Origin of the sequence: Paenibacillus sp. DMB5, from assembly GCF_001517085.1 — a bacterium.
GTDB lineage: Bacteria > Bacillota > Bacilli > Paenibacillales > Paenibacillaceae > Paenibacillus_AQ.
Map to the genome: position 1 here is coordinate 35,087 of NZ_LRAC01000124.1, position 19,917 is coordinate 55,003.

The 19,917-nt window shown below is 53.0% G+C and carries 10 protein-coding genes; 1 reads left to right on the top strand and 9 read right to left on the bottom strand.

Translation table 11 applies throughout. The features are described 5' to 3' along the window. Positions 1-13 precede the first annotated feature (13 nt). From rd to AWJ19_RS15035, 3 genes are all read right to left on the bottom strand, one after another. On the bottom strand, positions 14-193 hold the full coding sequence (gene rd / locus AWJ19_RS15025) for a rubredoxin (RefSeq protein WP_068724925.1): 180 nt from the start codon (positions 191-193) through the stop codon (positions 14-16). Positions 194-823: 630 nt separating this feature from the next. Further along, positions 824-2,041: an FAD-dependent oxidoreductase gene (locus tag AWJ19_RS15030; RefSeq protein WP_068724927.1), complete on the bottom strand. Its 1,218-nt coding sequence runs from the start codon at positions 2,039-2,041 to the stop codon at positions 824-826. A gap of 14 nt (positions 2,042-2,055) precedes the next feature. Further along, the gene (locus AWJ19_RS15035; protein WP_068724928.1) at positions 2,056-3,294 is read right to left on the bottom strand and encodes an FprA family A-type flavoprotein; all 1,239 of its coding nucleotides are present in this window, start codon (positions 3,292-3,294) and stop codon (positions 2,056-2,058) included. 257 nt (positions 3,295-3,551) lie between these two features. Here AWJ19_RS15035 and AWJ19_RS15040 point away from each other — a divergent pair, with 257 nt between their 5' ends. After that, positions 3,552-4,442 (top strand): DMT family transporter, encoded by an 891-nt coding sequence (locus AWJ19_RS15040; RefSeq protein WP_068724929.1) that lies wholly within the window; start codon positions 3,552-3,554, stop codon positions 4,440-4,442. Between the two features lie 76 nt (positions 4,443-4,518). Here the strand turns inward: AWJ19_RS15040 and AWJ19_RS15045 are convergent, their stop codons facing one another. From AWJ19_RS15045 to AWJ19_RS15070, 6 genes are all read right to left on the bottom strand, one after another. Further along, complete coding sequence (locus AWJ19_RS15045; protein WP_068724930.1) at positions 4,519-5,655, bottom strand: DUF4179 domain-containing protein; 1,137 nt, start codon at positions 5,653-5,655, stop codon at positions 4,519-4,521. Beyond that, complete coding sequence (locus tag AWJ19_RS15050) at positions 5,648-6,181, bottom strand: sigma-70 family RNA polymerase sigma factor (RefSeq protein WP_128083613.1); 534 nt, start codon at positions 6,179-6,181, stop codon at positions 5,648-5,650. The genes AWJ19_RS15045 and AWJ19_RS15050 overlap by 8 nt, the downstream gene beginning before the upstream one ends. A 113-nt stretch (positions 6,182-6,294) precedes the next feature. Continuing rightward, positions 6,295-7,794 (bottom strand): glycoside hydrolase family 30 beta sandwich domain-containing protein, encoded by a 1,500-nt coding sequence (locus AWJ19_RS15055; RefSeq protein WP_068724934.1) that lies wholly within the window; start codon positions 7,792-7,794, stop codon positions 6,295-6,297. A gap of 182 nt (positions 7,795-7,976) precedes the next feature. Further along, entirely contained in the window at positions 7,977-10,619 is a 2,643-nt protein-coding gene (locus AWJ19_RS15060; RefSeq protein WP_068724935.1) for a glycoside hydrolase family 3 C-terminal domain-containing protein, read from the bottom strand. An 859-nt stretch (positions 10,620-11,478) separates the two neighbouring features. Next, complete coding sequence (locus AWJ19_RS15065) at positions 11,479-12,531, bottom strand: LacI family DNA-binding transcriptional regulator (RefSeq protein ID WP_068724940.1); 1,053 nt, start codon at positions 12,529-12,531, stop codon at positions 11,479-11,481. Between the two features lie 188 nt (positions 12,532-12,719). After that, a complete protein-coding gene (locus AWJ19_RS15070; RefSeq protein ID WP_068724941.1) occupies positions 12,720-19,907 on the bottom strand; it encodes an S-layer homology domain-containing protein in 7,188 nt (2,395 codons plus the stop codon). Positions 19,908-19,917: the final 10 nt, after the last annotated feature.

The following is a 19,917-nucleotide window of genomic DNA, read 5'->3' on the forward strand; positions in this document are numbered from 1 at the left end:
CCCTCCTTGGTTTCTAGGATACGATTCGTTTCTGTGCGACCGGTTCAAAGTGAGTGGTGTCTTCCCCGCACACCGGGCAGACCCAATCCTCCGGCAGATCCTCAAACGCCGTGCCCGGCGCAACATCCTCATCGGGATCTCCGAGCGCCGGATCATAAATATAGCCGCAAGGCTTGCAAATGTATTTAGTCATTGTTAATTCCTCCTGTAAAATAAATTAGTTGGATATTCGCTACTTAATTTCATCATTCCTCAGCTTTTATAAGGATTAGTTGGAAAAACAGCACCTATTATAGGCCGAAACCCGTGGATAGAACGAAAACCGCCTGATTAGATGCCTTTTTTCCACCTAGATTCATCAAACCGGCGGTTATCCGCAAATTAGGTGCCGATTTTCCACTTAGTTTGGTCAACCGCCGCTTGTAGTGGCATTCCCAGACACTGGATAATCAAATAGCTGCAGTTTGTACATCTAAATCGCCTGATTTTAGCCTAAGCGCACACTTAGTTGCACTCGGTACACTTAAATATCCCGAAAAAGTCCGATCCAGGCAATCCGGTCCAATGTACTTGCACGAAATGCACTTAAAGTGTGCAAAAGTGCTGTAGCGCTGGATATAGTTGTATGGAGTACACTTATAGTGTGCCTAGGTACGGTTTCGCAGGGTTAGTTGTACAAACAGTATCTAATCCTGCTTCACTACTCAGTAACTCCGGTACGCCTCAACATCACTACTTCTTTACTCCGTACCACGACTACGCCGCAGCTCCACACAGCTTCGAAATCCCGTGCCACAGAGCATCCGTTTAGTCCGCTTTTCCGCTACTCCACGAGCGCCGCAATCCCGGCAACAACCGCCTCAAGACTGCCGCCCGCCACATCCAGCCCCTCCAGGCTCACGCTCTGCTCGACAGCTGATTTATACAGCAGCGACGCTGCTGCTCCGTCCCAGGCGAGTGCCCCGGCCAGCCGGTTGTCCTTGACGTAGATCCGCGTGTACACGCCGCTTACTTCGCCCGCCGCCGACAGGTCACACTGCCGCTCATCCGTGTTCCCGATGGAGAACAGCGAGCTGCCAAAAGCGTTAAACAGTGTCACCGGAACCGGCCGGCGGTAATCGGCCGGGTCTGCTGCAGCCATATTCATTCCGGCTACTTTGCCCTGCTCCATCGCTCCGCCCCACAGCCCCTCAACCAAGCCATCCAGCTCGGCAATGTCCCCGGCGGCATAGATATGGGGAGCACTCGTCTCCAGATGACGGTTCACCAGTACGCCTGAGCGGATCTGTATCCCGGTCTCACGCACAAGCTCCGTATTCGGCACGATGCCGATAGAGTACACAACATGTTCGCAGGAAACTACCGTTCCATCGTCCAGCGTTACGCCGGAGACTGCTGCATCTCCGTTAATTGCAGTGACTCCGGCATGAAGCCTCACCTCCACACCAGCCTGCTCCAGAATCCGGCGCAGCCGTTCCGACGAAGCTTCATCCAGCTGCCGGGCCATCAGGCGCGGGGCTGCCTCGACAATCGTCACGGGATAACCGGCTTCATGCAGCGCCCAGGCTGTCTCCAGCCCCTGCACCCCGCCGCCGATGACTACGGTTCGCTGCCCGGCGGTCAGCTCTGCCTTTAACCGGTCGGCATCACCCAGATCCCGGATGGTATGCACGTTCTGCAGTCCGGCACCGCCTACAGCCAGCGCCCGGTTGCGGGCACCCATGCAGAGCAGCAGCTTATGGTACGTTACCCGGCGTCCGTCTGCCGTCTCTACCTCCTGTGCCTCCGGATGGATCGAAGCAATCCTGCTGGCAGTGTGCAGGGTGATCCGGTTATCGCGGTACCACTTTTCTTTCTTGATCAGCACCTTATCGCTGTGCAGGTCGCTGAACAAGCCCTTGGTCAGCTTAATCCGGTTATAAGGCAGGTGATCCTCCTCACCAAAAATCGTTATTTCCGACTCCACATCCTGATCGCGGATCGCCTTAGCAGCATGAACTGCCGCTACACCGCTGCCGACAATGACATAATGTTTATTCATCTCCGTCCGCCCCCTTAAATTGCGCTGAGCAGCAGGTCAGAGACGAATTCGGCGGCGTTCTTGATCTTCTGTGTCTTCTCGGCCTCTTTCGGAGAGAAGCGGACGCGGATCGGGAATTCCACATGGGTCATGCCAGTGGACTTGATTACGTCTGAAGTGCTCTGGACGGTCATGTTAGTTCCGTTCAGGTAATCCTGAATGACCTCGATTGCTTCACCGCTCCATCCGTAGGAGCCGAAGGCCGCTGCCAGCTTGCCTTCCAGATTCATCAGCTGCAGCTCCTTGAGCAGCGGCTCCAGATTGCCGATCATATCGGCGTAACGGGTCGAGCTGCCGATGAAGACGGCGTCGGCCGCGTCGATGCTGTCCAGAATAGCGGCCATATCGCTTTTATCCGCATCCCATACCGTTGCTTCGATCCCGTTCTCCTGCAGCGTAGCCTGCAGAATGCCGGCCATTTTCTTCGTATTGTTCTTGATGGTGGTGTAGACGATGGCCGCTTTCTTTCCCTGTGTCGTTTCCCGGCTCAGCTCGGCATACAGGTCAATATACTTACGAACATTCTCGCGGATCAGGAACCCGTGCGAAGGGGCGATCATGTCAATCTCAAGATCCTTGACGGCTTCCATCAGCGTTCTTACATATCTTCTGTGCGGATGGATAATAGCGCTGTAGTAACCTTTGAAATCCTCTGTGATATCAAAACCGGCCTCATCAGCAAACAGCTTCTCCACAGCAACATGGGTGCTGAAGATATCGCACGGGTACAATATTTTATCTTCTATACAATAAGTGATCATGGTTTCTGCGGTATGCAGGTAAGGGGTCTCCTTGAACAGCAGTGTTTTGCCGCCGATATCTAGCGTATCCCCGTCCCGTACCACCAGGTAATTACGGCTGTGCAGCTTGTACATTTCCTGGATTTCCGGCACCGCAATCTCTGTACATACAATAGTAGCGTTAGTCGCCCGCATAGCCAGCGCAGCCAGCCCGCCGGAGTGATCCGGCTCGGTGTGGTTGATTACGATGTACGCAATATCCAGCGGATCAATCAGCTCTGCCATCCGGTCGGCATATTCACGGCCAAACTCCATATCCACGGTATCAATAACGGTCGGCTTGCCGGTTTTGAGCAAATAGGAATTGTATGTCGTGCCCTTCGCCAGAATCAGCCGGTGGAACGGCACCTCACGGTCATCGATTTTTCCTACCCAGTACGTATCCTTGGCAATCTTAATATCTGAAATGTTCATCTCTCTTCGCCCTCCAAATGGTCTTGTTTGTCTATCAGCACCCTCATTCTATAACGGGCACCGGGGTCAAAAGGAGGACTCTAATCAAATTTTGAAAAGTTTAAAAAAGCGAAGATTACAAATTTGAATATACACGGTTTTCGGGGGAGCGTTGTGTCTTGAGTCACGCTAGAGTATACTGATTGAGGAAAATTGGTCATGCACGTCTCTGCACGCTGATAATCCGCACTACTACATACAAAAGGAAGCGTGTCGAGTTGAACAAGTATAAGGCCAATCTTCTGGTGCTGCTCATTACCCTGGGATGGGGATCTTCCTATCTGTTTATGAAAATGGGCCTGGATTCCATGGAAGAATTCAATCTGCTTGCACTGCGCTTTGGGATCGCTTTTCTGGTGACCGGACTGGTGTTCTGGAAGCGTCTGCGCAGGATTAGTAAGACTACAATCGGGTATGGTGCACTGCTTGGAGCCATATTGCTCTGGGTGTGCGTATCCATTCTGTTTGGCCTCAAAACGACCACCACCTCTAACGCCGGCTTTCTCGTCGGGCTTACGGTTGTTTTTGTACCTATATTAAGCGTCTTTCTCTTCCGTAAAAAGCTGGAGCGGAGCCACATCATCGGTGCGCTGATCGCCATGACCGGCATCGGGATGCTGACCCTGAACAGCAAGCTGCATATGCATCCGGGCGATATTCTTTGTATTTCGAGCGGGATCAGCAATGCCTTGTTTATCCTCATCTCCGGCGCAGCTGTCAAAAGAACGGATTCCATAAACGTCGGCATTGTGTCCTTGGGCTTCACCGCTGTGTTTGCCCTGATCTTTTCCTTTATCTTCGAGTCTCCGGTTCTTCCCGGAACCTTCAGCGGATGGACTTCGATACTGGCGCTTAGCCTGGTCTGCAGTGCCTTCTGCTTTATCGCCCAGTCGGTGTCCCTGAAATATATTCCGCCTGTACAGCTGGGACTTATGTATGCGCTAGAGCCGATTTTTGCCGCGGTAATCGCGTTTGTGTTTGCCGGTGAGCGTCTGACTATGCAGGGATATATCGGGGCAATGCTGGTTGTAGGCGGCATTCTGGTATCCCAGTGGCTGGAGCAGCGGAAAAAGCTTCTTACCGGCGCAGCGCAGCCTGTTTCACATTAGACATTTTCGTTAAAAGCATGCAAAGGGACATACCCGGTCAAGCCATTTCATGGCTATGGGCATGCCCCTTTTTTTGTTATTTTGCCGCAGGGAGTTCGATCTTCAGCTCCAGTCCCTTGATGAACTGCTTCTCCTTCACCGTCTCTGCGAAATCATCCTCTACTATAAAAGGTTTTAACAGCAGATAGGAGGTAGTTCCGGAAGTTGTTGCATATCTAGCGTCGAAGCTGAGTGCGTTGGCAGAATACTGCCCGTCCCCGTTCAGAGCCGGAAGCTGGCGTCCCTGATCGTCATAAACGGCAAGCCGGATCTTGTTCAACCGTTTTTCTTCCTTTTCTGTTAAAGTATCTGCTTTGAACAAGGCTATGGAATAGTTAATACGGGTCGTTAAAGGAGTACTCTGCACTTCTGCCACTGTAACGGACAGCTCGTCATTAGCGGACAGAGCATCAGGCTGCACATTGATGATGTCTTTGGTTGTTTTTTTGAAGGGAATATCCAGCTTGTATTCGTGGTCGATCCCTTCCAGAGTAAGGAAGGCTTCAGCTGTAATGGTATCAGGAACAGTACTGCTGCCGGACGCTTCAAACACCTCTTCAAAGATCAGCATATCCGGATGGGCTTCACCGGCGCCTGTATAATAACCGCCCTGCAGGATAGAGCCGGGGTCACCCTGCTGTTTGCCGTCTACCGTGAGCGTCAGATTGCTAATGGCATCGCTGAGCTTCACCTTCTTTTTACCGGTATCAAACTCGCCGTTCTTCAGATTCGGAGCCTCTACCTTCAGCAGAAAAGCTGCCCGGCTGCCGTCAAAGACGGTTTCGGTGACCTCAAGCTTCACGTCCCTGTATGACACTTCGCTGTTCACGCTGGAGGCCAGCCCGAGGTCACCGGCGTTCCGCAGGCCAATGTCTCCTTCAATCGAGCTGAACAGGCTTCCGATGAGCGGTATGCTTTTGATCGAATCCGCCATAGCCGGGGATACGAACCCGGAAGCAAACAGGCCTGCCCCCAGAACAAAAGCTGCTGCTGTAGCAGAGCTTAACCGCCGGAGCTTCGACTGCGGTTTCCTTCTGCGTCCGGCCGGCTGCTCCGGCAGTGAGGCATAAGTCTCATCAAGACGGGCACGGACAAGCGGAGAGATAGGCATACCCGCAGCTGCATTCCCCTCCTTCAATCCTTTGAATTCCTGATCCAGGTTAAACTTATCCATAGTTTATCGTCCCCTCTTGGTTAATTGTAAAAACCTTCAGCAATGCTTCTCTCGCTCTCGCAAGCCGCATTTTTACCGCGCTCTCTGAAATTTCGAGCACACTGGCGATCTGCCGCAGCGGCAGGTCTTCAAAATAATGCAGGATGACCACTATCCTCATCTTCTCTTCAAGGCGTTCAACAGCCTCTCTCAGATCAACCTTGTCATATTCATTGGAGAGAGAAGCCGACTCCGGGACCTCTGCGTACACAACTGTTTGGGAACGGCGCGACAGGATGGAGTTGCATTCGTTCATCAGAATCCGGAACATCCAGGTTTTGACGAACTGGGGCTCACGCAGGGAATGTATTGATTTGTAAGCCTTCAGAATCGTTTCCTGCAGCGCATCCGCTACATCTTCTTCCTTGCCCAGCATCGATTTGGCCATATAATACAAGGAATTCTCCAGCTGCTTAACCAGACTGATAAAAGCTTCACGGTCGCCCGCTTTGGCCTGAACCGTAAGATTGGCTAAATCCAATGTCATACACTCCTTTCTTCTTGTTGGTGTTTATACTAGTTAGACCGGCACAAGGGTCATATGGTCACAAATAAATAAAATCTCATGTAAATAATCGTACGCCTGGCTGTTGTTCCGTCTTATGGCTGCCACTTGAAGGTCACCGCGGAACGCGCCTTTAAAGTAAAGGAAAACGTACGCTCCGACCATTGCACGTTAAACGTCCGGTCCTCATCCGAAGGATTAAGCGCAATCAGCACAATGGAGCCGTCCGGATTGCGGTAGGCGACATTTTCGATCCCGCCGGCCTGCGGCGAGCCGATGCGGACCGCTCCGGGATCAATGAACCGGCTGGCATGTCCCAGGGCATAATACTCCACATTGCGCGAATAGCCTGCCTTTCCCTGCCCGTCTACGGTTACAACTCCGCGGCAATTCGAGCAGCCTCCATTCGCTGGTCCGCCTTCAGGATCGAGAGCCAGATTCCACAGCAGCACGGCCTGCGCCCAGTTGCGCGGCCCGCCGATGATCAGCTTGGACATCAGCCAGGCCAGGTTATCGCCGAAATCCTCACTCCACGCGCCTCCGCTGCACTCCGTTACATAGATCTCTTTTCCGGGATGGGCATCGTGCACCTTGCTCATCACTTCCGGCGAGCCCGCATAACAGTGATAGGCTGTGCCGTCGGTGTAGGCGTTCGCTTTTGCATCACCCAGTACGGTTTGCACATAGCTCTCGGCGATGTCCCAGTTATGATCGAACGCGACAATTTTGGACGTAATTCCTTGCCTCTGAAACTCCGGTCCCAGATAATTTCCGATAAAATAAGCCTGCTCCTCCGCTCCCATACTCATGCTGGGATAATCCGCAGTCGTAAACTCAGGCTCGTTCTGCACAGTCAGTGCATAGACAGGGATACCCAGCTTCTCATAATCCTTAATATATCGTGCCAAATACTGCGCGTAAGCAGAATATACACGCGGCTCGGCGTAGTTTAAATACCATCCGTTATGAATCTGTTCCCCGTATTTCATCCAGGGCGGAGCCGTCCAGGGTGTCCCCATAACCTTCACCGTTTCGTTTGCGTCAACAATACGCCGCAGCAGCTCCGTCACATCCTTATCTTTGGCGGTGGAGAACTGCTCCAGCGCGTAATCCTCTCCGGATTCTGTGTCATCATAGGTATAGCTTGCCGGATTGCCGTCTGCATCAACCGAGAAGTCGGAAGCGCCGACGGAGTGGCGGACAAAGCTCAGGCGTATCCCCTCGGGCGAGAACAAATCCTTCATCAGTGCATTGCGCTGATCACCAGCCATCCGTTGATTAATCAAAAAAGCGGAGGAGCCGGTAACAGAAGCACCGAAGCCGTCCATTGTCTGATACTCCTGGTCCGGATTCACCGTAATAACAGGCAGCCCGGACTGTGCCGTTTCACCCTCCGTGTCTGCCGAGTCCCGGAACAAGAACGGCTCCTGCGGAGCAAGCAGACTGGACTGATCTCCCGTTGTCACCCAGGCATTCACTTCTAACGGAGACGGCCGGGCCTGTTCCTGCTTGTAATTGTACAGTATCACTGCGGTCAAGGCCGTTAGTGCGGCGGCGGCTGCAGCCACCCCTAATAACAGTTTGCGTCTGCGCATATCGAGACCTCCTTAATATGATAAAAAAAAGAAGCCGGAGGCTTCACCCCCGGCCCGATCCATGAATCTGCATCATTATCCGCTACACAGCTGTGCTACCCGTCACACACTTGGCAAGCTATGCATTACTTTCCGGAAAAATCGTGCTTCATCGTTTGATCTTTTATTACATTGCATTGCTCTTATTTGATCGTCAAACTGGTCTTCAAACGGATATCGTCCGAGGCGCTGCCGACATAAACCGGCACATTGCCGGAAGGCATGACCCACTTATCCGTTTTCTCATCCCAATAAGACAGTGCTTTGGCATCCAGCTCGATCTGGACGCGCTGCTGCTTGCCGGGCTTCAGTTCAACCTTGGCCCAGCCGGCCAATTGCTTCGGTGCGGTCTCAACCTGGGTCGGCAGCTGGCCGACATACACCTGAACGACTTCGGATCCGGTGACATCACCGGTATTCCGCAGGTTGAGGGACACCGTCATCTTGCGGTTAGTGTCTTTGCCGCTTACATTCGCATGAACATTACGGTAGTCGAAGGTTGTATAGGACAACCCGTGGCCAAAAGCAAATGCAGGCTTGATTCCGGAATTTTCATATCCGCGGTAACCCACCATAACACCTTCACTGTACTCGCCCTTGCCATTCACTCCCGGGAATTGTGCAACAGACGATACCGGCGTACTGTCTTCGTTGACCGGGAACGTAACCGGCAGCTTGCCGGAAGGATTCACATCTCCGAACAGTACCCGCGCAATGGCGCCACCCTGCTCCTGCCCGGTAAACCAGGCCTGGACGATGGACTTGGCCTTATTCTGCCATCCGTCCATCTCAACCGCTCTTCCGCTCATGGATACCACAATCGTATTCGGGTTGGCCGCAGCCACCTCGGAGATCAGACGGTCCTGGTTATTGGGCAGATCCAGATCCGAACGGTCATAGTAGCCTTCACTTTCATAGGTGCGGACAACAACTACGGCAACATCGGATTTTTGGGCCAGATTAACGGCTTCCTGCATTTTGCTGTCTACAGCACCAGCCGGTGGCTCCCAGCCGAGCCGGACGGTACCGCCGAAGTCAGTGGAGGCGCCTTCCTTGTAGTACGTTTTGTATTCAATTTTGATCTCATGGCGTTCGCCCTTGGTCAGGGTTACAGCTGCCTTTTCTGTCTTCAGCGTAGTGCCTTCGCTGTCGATCAGCAGCTTGCCGTCCAGATACAGCTTGCCGGTGCCGACACTGGTCAGGCTTAGATTGTACTCACCTGTCATAGGAGCAGTCAAGTAACCGTTCCAGCGTGCGGACATCATGCTGTTCAGATTGCCCGGTGTCTGCGGCAGCTTGGAGGACTGTCCGTTCAATCCGTCAAAGTTATAAAAACCAAGATTCAGGTTGACCTGGCCGTCTGTCCGGGTAAGCGTAGGCTCGCCTTCCATTTTGTTGTTAGGCCAGTATTCCCCGCTAAGGCCGCTACCTTTCCCGTCTCCCGCAGGCGTCAGGACCGAGGATGGAATTGCGGAAGGACCGTTGACAATATCACCGGTGCCTACCGGATCCGTACCCGGTGCATAGCTGACTTTGACGCCGCTTCCGGCACGGTCGCGGATGGCATCCAGCGGAGTGACGGTATACGTCGGATTCACCAGGGAGCTTCCCCCGACCGTAGTGTAGTTATCAGCATCCGGGCCGATGACGGCAATTGACTTCAGCTTGTCCTCATTCAGCGGCAGTGCCTTGTCTTTATTCTGGAGCAGCACCAGGCTGTCCTCGGCAATGTCAAGCGCCGCCTTGCCGTGCTCCTCTGCCGGAATCTGGACATTGACCGGCTTGCTGTCAAACAGGCCTTTGTCGAACATCTGGGTCAGAATTCTTCCGGCCATAACGTCCAGATGGTCTTCACTGACCTCTCCGTTCTGAACGGCTGTCAGCAGCTGGTTCCCCCACTTGCCGTACGGCTCACCCGGTGTTTCAAGATCAAGTCCGGCCAGTGCCGATTTGGCTGTGCTGAGATTGGCGCCGTAGTCACTCATGACAAAGCCATCGAAGTTCAGCTTGTCTCTCAGGACATCGGTCAGCGCATATTCGCTTTCACAAGCGGGAGTGCCGTTAATTTTATTGAACGAGCACATTACTGAGGCAAGGCCTGCATCCTTGATCGCAGCTGCGAACGGTCTGGAGTAGATCTCCATAATCGCCCGTTCGCTGGCTGCCGAATCCACTGTGAAACGGTCTGTCTCCTGATTGTTAAGCAGGTAATGCTTGGCAGTTGCCATTACCGGATGACTCTGTACAGCATTGGTATAAGCTACGCCCATCTTGGACTGCAGCAGCGGGTCCTCTCCGAGAGACTCGAAGTTACGCGAGCCCCATGGCAGCCGGGCAATATCAAGCCCCGGTCCGAGCAGCACGTTATGCGTTGTATTGAACGCTTCTTCTCCGACCAGATCGCCGTAAAGAGCTGCTGCTTCAGTATCCCAGGTTGCAGCAAGCGCGATTGGCGCCGGGAAAGCGGTAGATTTCTTATTCTGTATATCAGGGTTGGCAATACGTACACCTGTCGGCCCGTCGGCCATCGTCAATGCGGGAATGCCAAGCCGCTCCAGCGAATCGTTATAAAAGCCGTAATAATTATTCACATTACCTGTGACAAAATTAACCTTTTCTTCCGTAGTCATTTCCTTCAGCAGCAGCTCCGTACGTTCTTCCGGAGAATGCGCAGCGTCCAGCCATGGTCTGGCAGAATCCGCTCCGGCCATCTGCAGAGGCGCAAGTACGGATATACTGATTGCAGCGGCGGCAACCACCGCGTGTAGTTTAAGCGATACTTTCATATTCTGTGTTCCCTCCTGGATGTCTCTGTCTAATGACCCGTCCTCACATTCCAGTCTGTCCAGCTGCCGGACAGTCCTTGTTGATCGGCAATCCGAGTTATGCATTCCCCTCCTTCGTCCTGTATTTCTGGAATATGTATAGGCTTCATGCTGGGATGTGCCTATGTCTTTCGTGAGCACAGGCAGCTTTTGAATTGCCGGGTATAACAGTAGCGCAGTTTTTCGTGCCTTGCATCCGTTATTTTCTGGTAACGGGAAACCGACTGCACCCTGTTTTACTGAAAATTACCTGAAATTTTCCTGAAAGTTAGCTGAATACCGCCGAAAACCGGGACTATATTCCCTTGCAGTATCGTAACTTTATTGTAACCTTTTTGTAACTTTTAAGACTGAAGGATCATAAAAATAGGACCATATTAAATATCCAATAGAGGGTAAAATAGGGTATTAAACATGGAATTACCTCATCCTCATCCAAGTATTTACAGGGTTGCTATAGATGCCGCTAATCTAACTAAGTGGAAAAATGCCACCTAATTCTCCGTAAAACTGTGCTGCTGGGAATCTAATTGGAAAAACGACACTTAATTTCAGCGAAAATAGCTCCAGAACGATAAATCGTCCGCAATAGATGCTGTTTTTCCACCTAATAGCCGTAAAAGCCCGGGAATACCGAAATTAAGTGGCGAAAATCCAACTAACCTCCTGGGCCTCCTCCCTCAATCATTGAGATCCCTGTAAAAGACCACACGTGATCCTGCCTGCCGGATAAAACAACGCAAAAAAACGGCGTTCCATTTCGGAACAGCCGTTTCTTACATTCTTTTCTTACATTAAAATGTATTCAAGCTGATTTCGTTTACTCCTGGAGAGATGCCTTCACCACGGAAGCACGCTGGATCAGCTGCGTCGACAGCAGAACATGCTCCGGTGTAATCTCAGGATTCTCGATTCTGCGCAATAGTACTTGGACTGCCCGGATGCCGATATCCGCCTTAGGGACACGGACGGTGGTCAGCTTGGGCTGCATCATTTCACACAGCGTCAAATCATCAAAGCCCACCACTGATACATCATCAGGACAGCGCAGGCCGAGGCGGTCCATCACACTCAGCACCTCAAAGGCGGTCAGATCATTGGCACAGAACAGAGAAGTGAGCGGCTGGCTGCCGGTAAGCTCTTTTTCCAGACTTTCGGGCAGCTCGGAGGATACGTACATTCCCGTTCCGCTGACGCCGATTCCCGGAATAACCGCCCCCTCAGCAGGCTCTGCCTGTTTTCGTGCAAAGTCTTCGATTGCCTCCTGAAATCCCCGGTGTCTCTCCCGGAAGCTCCATGAGGTATTCTTGTCACCGACAAATCCCAGCCGCCGGTGCCCGTTCTCCAATAGATGTGTGGTAGCACGATAAGCACCCAGATAGTTGTTGGCCAGAATATGGTCGATCGTCGGGTCCATCAGATTGGCGTCCAGCATGACGAACGGAAAATGATTATCCTTCAGCAACTCTATGTAGCTCTCCGGCAGATGCCCCATGACAATGGCCCCGTCCACCTTTTTCTCCAGGATGCTCGTCGGCAATGCTTCCTTGGAGGTGAGGGTCAGGTCAATACTGGAGAGGATCATGCTGAACTTATGCTGATTAAGCTCCGATTCGATCCCCTGGAGCACCTTGCCCCAGTATTCAATATCATCCAGATAAGCGCGGGGCATCAGCACAGCAATATTCCCGGTCTGGGCCGCTGAAAATTTCATCCGGGCCAGCTTGACCCGGTAGCCCATCTCCTCGGCCTTTTTCCAGATATTCTCCTTAGTCAAATCGTTAACGCTGGGATCATTGGATAACGCTTTGGAGACCAGCGCTTTGGAGACATTTAGTTCGTCGGCAATTACCTGCAACGTAACCTTTTTCATATGAAGCATATCCCACTTTCCGGAGAGTAGTTATTAGTTCGTTAGCTTAAAGTTATTCTGTTATATATAGCATAGCGCTTTATTAAACAAATTTCAACATTTATTGAACCAAATATTAATTTTTAATAAAAATATAAAAACAGAGCAGACGCCGGCAGGCATCCGCTCTGAAAATCACTTCTTCTTAATTATTGCTTCATTAAAAGGTAGATAAGCTGCACACTTTCTGCACGAGTTGCCTTCTCCTTAGGCAGGAAGAAACCGCCATTACTTCCGCTTACGATTCCATCAGCTGTCAGCCTGGCAACGGCTTCTGCAGCCCATCCAGAAATGGCTGCACTGTCTTCGTATGAAGCGGCTGAAGGGATGCTTGTTACAACAGCCAAACCGCTCTGCCGCACGGCCCGTTCCGCCATCACAGCCATTTCCTCTCTGGAAATCAAAGCATCCGGGTCAAAATGGCCGCTGCTTCGGCCCTGCACAATTCCGCGTTCAACGGCTGCCGCTATATAAGAGGCATACCATGAATCAGCGGAGACATCCGCGAAGCCGGAAGACGATTGTCCCGTCCAGCCATAGGCTCTGGCCAGCATCGCTACAAATTCAGCCCGGGTCACAGCACGCTGAGGGCTAAACAGCAAATCCCCAGTCCCTTTTACTACATGCTTGGCGCTTAGGGCTGTTATGGCCTGGTAAGCCCAATGCGCAGCTGGTACATCGCTGTAGGATTTACGGTACTCGAGCACCGCATATCTGCTGAAATGCTGCAAATCTGCAGTAATGTCTGCCGCTCCGGCACGACCGCCGGTGTACTCCGCAACTCCTTCCTCATTGATGTAGTAAATGCCCAGCAACTCACGGTTCACATTATTCCCTATTGGAAGCTCTACTTGAACCGGCTGATTAAACTGGCTTAGACTGTGTCCGCTGCCATCCGCCGCTTGAACTGTCAGACTGAAGTCATACATCAGTCCCGTGGCGTTCAGCTGAACGCCATTCACCGGTACGAGTGCCTGAAGTACCGAACTGTCTATGGACAATGTAATGGCCGCGCCAGCCCGCGCCTTTTGTTCCAGCATTTGTGTAAGCTGGCTGATTACCGCCTGAGGTAGCGTAAGCTTCACGTCCGGCGTAACAATCTGCACCGCCCTGCCGTCAAGCAGATCCGCAAGCTCTGCCGGCAATACTGCTCCCTGATCGCTGCCCTCAATAACAATCGGTGTTGTCCCGTTCCCGGCCGCAGCTATTCTGCGGGTTAATTCCTCCAGGCTATGGGACAGTGGCCCTGTAGTTGGCGCCGCACTGGCAGAAGGCGATGCTGTTGGAGCTGTGCCGGTTCCTCCCGGCAGTGCAGGCGGTTCCGGCGACGGCGAAGCGGCCGCCGTTGGCCCTGGCACTGGCGTCCCCTCCGGTGTTGCCGTCGCATCCGGCGCAGGTGTTGCCGTAGGTGTCGCTGTCGGCTCCGGTGTTGCCGTAGGCGTTGCTGTTGCCGTAGGCGTTGCTGTCGGCTCCGGCGTCGGCGCCACTGTTGGTGTCGGCGTAGGCTCCGATCCGCCCGGCAGATCGCCGGTGCGGACCAGCTCGGTATCCTCAACAGCGAGCCAGTTGCCGCCGAGATCCTTGGAGTGGAAGCCGGCCACTACCTTACCGTCCTTCACTTCAATGCCCGGAATTCTTACATAGGACCAGGTACCGGTGCCTGTCGGAATCGCTGCCTTCAGCGTTTCACCGCCTGCTGCAGCCGTCATTTCCACAACCTGCTGCCCGCCCTTGGATTTGGTCCAGGCCCGCAGCTCATAAATACCGGCCGGAAGATCCTCCGCCTGCTGTGAAGTGGTTACCTCATAGTCACCGGCGTTCCAGTGCACAAGCCGGTAAGCGCCGGTCCGGACATCTGTTGCTTCCAACTTGACTGTACCGTCCGTAACGTCCGCACCCGCCGCATCCTTGTGCGTCCATTGCTGCGGCAGAAGCGGCCAGGCAGCAGCATCAATCACTTCATCAAAGCTTGGATTCAGCAGATAATTATACAGCGCAGGCTGCGTACCGTCTTCGGTATACGGATTGTTTGCTACATTCACCTCAACTGTGTGGCTGTCAGTCTTCACAGCTGTTCCATTGTACAGCTCGATTGAGGCTGTAATCTCACGCGTCCCGTTCGCCAGCCTCGAAGTCGAGTAAGACCATGTGCCGTCGCTTTTTACAGGGGCATAAAATACCTGCTTTCCGGCATGAATGGAAATATACTCTGCTCCTGCTGCACTACCATGGATCGTATACGGCAGGCTAGTAATTTCCTTGTCCGTTTTATCTATCGTTACACTACCGCTCTGCAGCCGGCTGGTGAAATCCGCACCATTAATATCATCAATGTACATCGTACCCGATGAGGCAACAGATTCAGCAGATGCTCCAAGATAGAAGGACACCGTCGAAATATTATGTCTGGTATCTGGACGGGCAGTCTGGTCACTGCTGTACCAGCTTGGGAATCGGAAGTCATCAAAAGGAACATACATGATCCGCGGCTCCGTCCCTTTCACAATCGCCTTGGTCTCCCAGAACTTTCCGCCGGCGTCGGAGAACTGGATTGCCAGTTCATTATTCGAGCCGTCCGGCTGGAGCCAGAAGCTGAAGCCGTCATAGCCTTCAAGGTTCAGGAAGTCGGGGCTGAAGCTGCCACCCGCATAACCCGGACCGGAGAAATTATAATCAATTTTCAGACCATAGCTGCCTTCCGATTTATGTCCTGCATCAAGCGAAACCTCGAAGGCGCCTCCTCCGGTATTGCGGGCAAAAGCTTTTTGCAGCAAGGCGTTGTAACCGCCATAGCCTTCGAAATTGTCCAGCTTGGCCGCATTGGCAAACCGGATGTCGTCCACAGTTACCGAACCGGCCGCAGGGGAACCGTCTGCCCGCTCAATAATCATCGAGAACTGAACAATGTCACTCCAGTCCGCTTCACCCTGTCCCGCACTGCGTCTGATTTCTACTGTTCTGCCCTCCGTACCGCTAACCGGCACTTCGGCATCCCATACCTTGCCGTCCTGTGCAGTCAGCCGGAAAATAAGCTTGGCCGCTGAGCCGTCGCCCTTCACCCAGGCATGCAGGGCATCAAACGCTGACAGATTAGCATGCTCCAGTACTCTTCCTGTCCCAGCAGCGCCATACTGCCCGAAGTCATAGGACAATTTAACGCCATAGCTTCCGTCATTTTTATTGGCTGTATCCAGCGACACCAAAAGTGCACCTGCCCCCGGCAGAGCCGTGTAGCGGGCGGCAATATTGCTGTTCAGACCGTAATCATATTCCCCGTCCTCCATAACATTTACCGGAGGCTTATCGGTCAGCGGGATACTGTTCGTACCGTAGCCGATTTCCGCCAGCGCGATGCCCGGCGTCTCTGCGACACTGGAGGCCGGATAGACAGCCTTGATATAACGTGTTGAAGCCGGAACAGCGAAGTCGGTGTAGATCACTTTTTTCCAGTTATCTGAAACCGGACTTTCACTGACTGCAGGCGATACTGCAGCATAATTCTCACCATCTATAGAAGCACAGAAGCTTAGACGGTCTCCCGTATTTGCATAGGTAGTGAACCGATAAGCATTCACATCACCGCTCACTCCATATACAACCGAGCCTTCACCGCTGCCGTTGTTGACCAGCACAGCCTTATTCTCCGTATCAGCCGAGCCTTCCTTCAGCGTCAGGCTGCCTGACTTCACCGGAGCACTGTCAAACGTGCTGTCCACGACAAAGCCGTTCTTTTGCAGCACCGGCAGTGCTTTATACCCGCTTCCGTCATAATGATACATCAGCTGCACCTTATCGAGCTGGACCGTATTGCTGCCGGGAATACGGAATTTAATAAACCGGATACCGGCCGGCAGCTGATCAGCTGTGTAGTTACCACCGGACAGCGAAGGCTGAATTTCCTTATAGGTAACGCCATCCTCCGAAATAAACCAGCCGATGCTTCCGCTGCCTGCGGCCGAAATACTGATGCTGCTCAGCGGCACAGGTGAGCCGTACACCAGAAAGCCCGGAGCTGCCGTTGAGACATAGGCTTTGTAGCCGATTCCAAGCTCATTACCGTCCGGCGAGCTGGTCAATACATTGGAGGAGCTGTCATACATGTATACCTTGCGCTTCTCCGTATCGTTATAGAGCAGACTCAGCTCATCCGTGATCACATGCTGCGCAGAGGTGGTCACAATATTGGACCATTCCGATACCCCCGACTCATTTACGCCGCGGACCCGGTACGAATAACTAACTCCGCTTAGCGCCCGCTCATCGTGGAAGGCTGGCGTACCCGCCCGGCCGCCGTCCGAGAAATCACTGGTTACGGTTGTCCAGTTCTGGCCGTCCTCAGAGCGCTGCACCTCATATCCCGAAGCCCCGACTGAGCCCTGCCAGCGGATGTCCGCGACCGAAGTAACCGGGAACAGGACCGGCGGATTGGCCGGAGCCGGAATGGCCGGCACAGCCGAAGTCTTGCCTTTATCGTTTTTCTTCATATAATAGGCGTATTTATATACTGTATGGATAATGGCAGTTTCACTGTAGTAATCACCGGAGGAAAAGCCCGGCCAGTGATAGGAGGCCCAGTTGCCCGGGTTCTCATCATGCCAGAAAAACCCGCCATCCTCCTTGTGCGGACGCAGCGACCAGATCATAATGCCGCTGCTGCCATTTTGCAGCGCCGCATTAAACAGCGCCTCTACCGGAGCCTGTGTAGTATACAGGCCGAATTCACCAAGAATGTATGGCTTCTTGCCCTTGGCCATTTCCCGGTCGGCGTTGATTTTATCAATAAAGTTGCCGGTATAGAAATGGTTGCCGACGATGTCGATATTGGCATCACTCAGCGAATCCGCATGCACGGCGAACCGTCCATCCAGCAGCAGCTGTGACGGCTGCTCCTCTTCCTTAATGTAACGGGCGATTTCGGTGGTCCAGGATTGCGGGAATTTTTCCTGGTTGTAGCCCCCCAGCTCATTGCCCGTTTCCCAGGCGAGAATTGCCTTATCTTCTTTATAAGGTACCCCCGTGATGGTATTGACCCGGTTCATCATATAATGAATAACCTGCTTGAAATCCGAAATGACCAGCGGATCGGTGTAGAACTTCCAGGCATCCTCGTCACTGGCCGCTTCGCCGCTGATCGTGCCCGGATAACGGAAATTGACATAGCTTTCGATGCCGCCTTCCCACTGCCACTGGTCCACAAACGGAATGATCAGCCGCACGCCGTACTGGTTAGCCAGTGCCAGCAGATTATCCAGCTTGCGGAACCCGGCTTCATTGAACTGCATTACGCCGTTCTCATCCGGCCCCAGCACCAGCGCATAGCCGGCATTCGTATTATCATAACGTTTGACCGGAGGAATATAGGTACGGGTTACCTGACCGCCCATCTCAGAGAGCGTCCGGATAGCATCCTCCTGGGAGAAGTCCGGATCACGCATACCGCCCGGATAGTTCATCGAAGCGAACCGGAAGACCTGATTACCGTCCATAAGCTGGTCTCCGTTTACCGTGACAAAATGCTCAAATACTGAATCCTGCATACCGGCCGCGTCAACCCTGACCGGCTCACTCTGCACCGGACTGCCGAATTTACCCGAAGCATCGACCGGCGTCACTTCGAATTTGATATAGGCCTTGCTATGCGAACGCTGCAGCACCAGCTCTTTGGCTTCTGCACCGTCAATCGGCAGATATGGACCGTCTTCCGTGCTGCTCAGCAGCCAGCGGTAAACCGAACTTCCCTCCGGGGAACCGGAGGCACTGCTGTATTGATAGCTGCCGGTCAGCGTTCTGCCGATCTCCGGCGTTCCATCAATCACAGCCTGGCCCGCCGTGATGCCTTCATCTTTTCCGAGAATGGCAGCGAGCTTATCCGCCAGCTTCACATGGGCGCTCTCATTCGGATGGGTGCCGTCGATATAATCTGCATCCGAGAGCCAGCCTGTTGTATCAATATAATGCACCTTGCTGTCGCCGGCTGCCTGGCGGACAGTTACAGCAGCCTGGGTTTCTGCTGCATATACTCCGTTGAACAGGCGCTGCGCGTAAAGCTCAGCATTCGGGTACTTGGTGCGGATTCCGGCCAGAAACTCCGTGTAAGCCGACTGATACATATCTGAGGGCACATTGAAGTTTTTATCATTTGTCCCCACATTGATTACGACCATGTCCGGCTCAGGACCGGAGAAGTCATACGCTGTATCGTCGCCGGAATCGGCATTTTTCAGCTTGAAAAACTGCTTGCTGAGTCCCGCCTTATTGGCAATATAGCTGCCGCCGGACCACTGGTCCACCAGCCCCATGCCGGACTGGGCAATCTGTGTATGCTCGTATCCTAGCTTTTCTGCCGCCAGCCAGCCATAGTCGGACAGAGCCTGCTTGGGCAGCAGGTAGCCAGCAATGATAGAAGCGCCCGTGAATTCAATCGTCTTGGCTCCCACCGGCGGAGCCCCTACGGAAGCGCCTTCATCTATGATCAGCCCTTTGAAGGTCAGAGACTGATCCGTATAGGGAGTTGCTACCATAAGCGTATGTGTCCCCGGAGACAACGGAACCGGTGTGAGATCAACCGTACCGTTCACACTGGTATAGTGACGCTCCACCCCGTCAATGATCGCATAGAAGCTCACACTGGACCCGACGTTCAGCTTAACCGTTGTTCCGGTAAAATTAACCTTGAAATAAGTACCTCCCCAGGAGGTTGAATAAGCAGAGGCATCACGGGTATCCCACCGCCCGAAGTAACGGATGTCCGGATGATCCGGCAATATATTGGCCATTTCAGACTCTCCAGTCTTTACTTTCTCCAATGCTACTTCATCAAAGTATACCGTACCCGTAGCTTTCAGCACAACCCGGACGGACGTATGATTACCACTGTTAAAAGAAGTCTGGTACAGCTTCCAATCTCCGCTGGCGTCCGTCGCCGTCAGATCCTGGATGGCCGTGTTGGAGCTGTCGGCCGAGGCAACCCGGTATTGCAGGATAGCTGCTGCATTCTCCGTTTTGGCATAAAAGCTTAAACGGTAGTCCGTACCCGCCTCCACTGCAAGCGGGAGCTGCCGCACATAAGGGTAGCTGCTGTCACCCTGAATCTTCAGCGAATAGCTTCCGCTTTTGTACACATCGCCCGTTACGGTTGTTCTGGTTTCACTTCCCGACTCCCACGGGGCAAGCTTGCCGCTCTCGAAGTCTCCGTTTACAATCAGATTGCTGACATCAGCCCCCGCAGCCTGCACACGGTTATCCTGCAATGGCACTACCAGACTGGCCAGCATAGAGACAATCATCAGCATGGTTAACCCACGCTGAATGAAGGTTCTGCCCGAACGATGATTCATAATCCGCCTC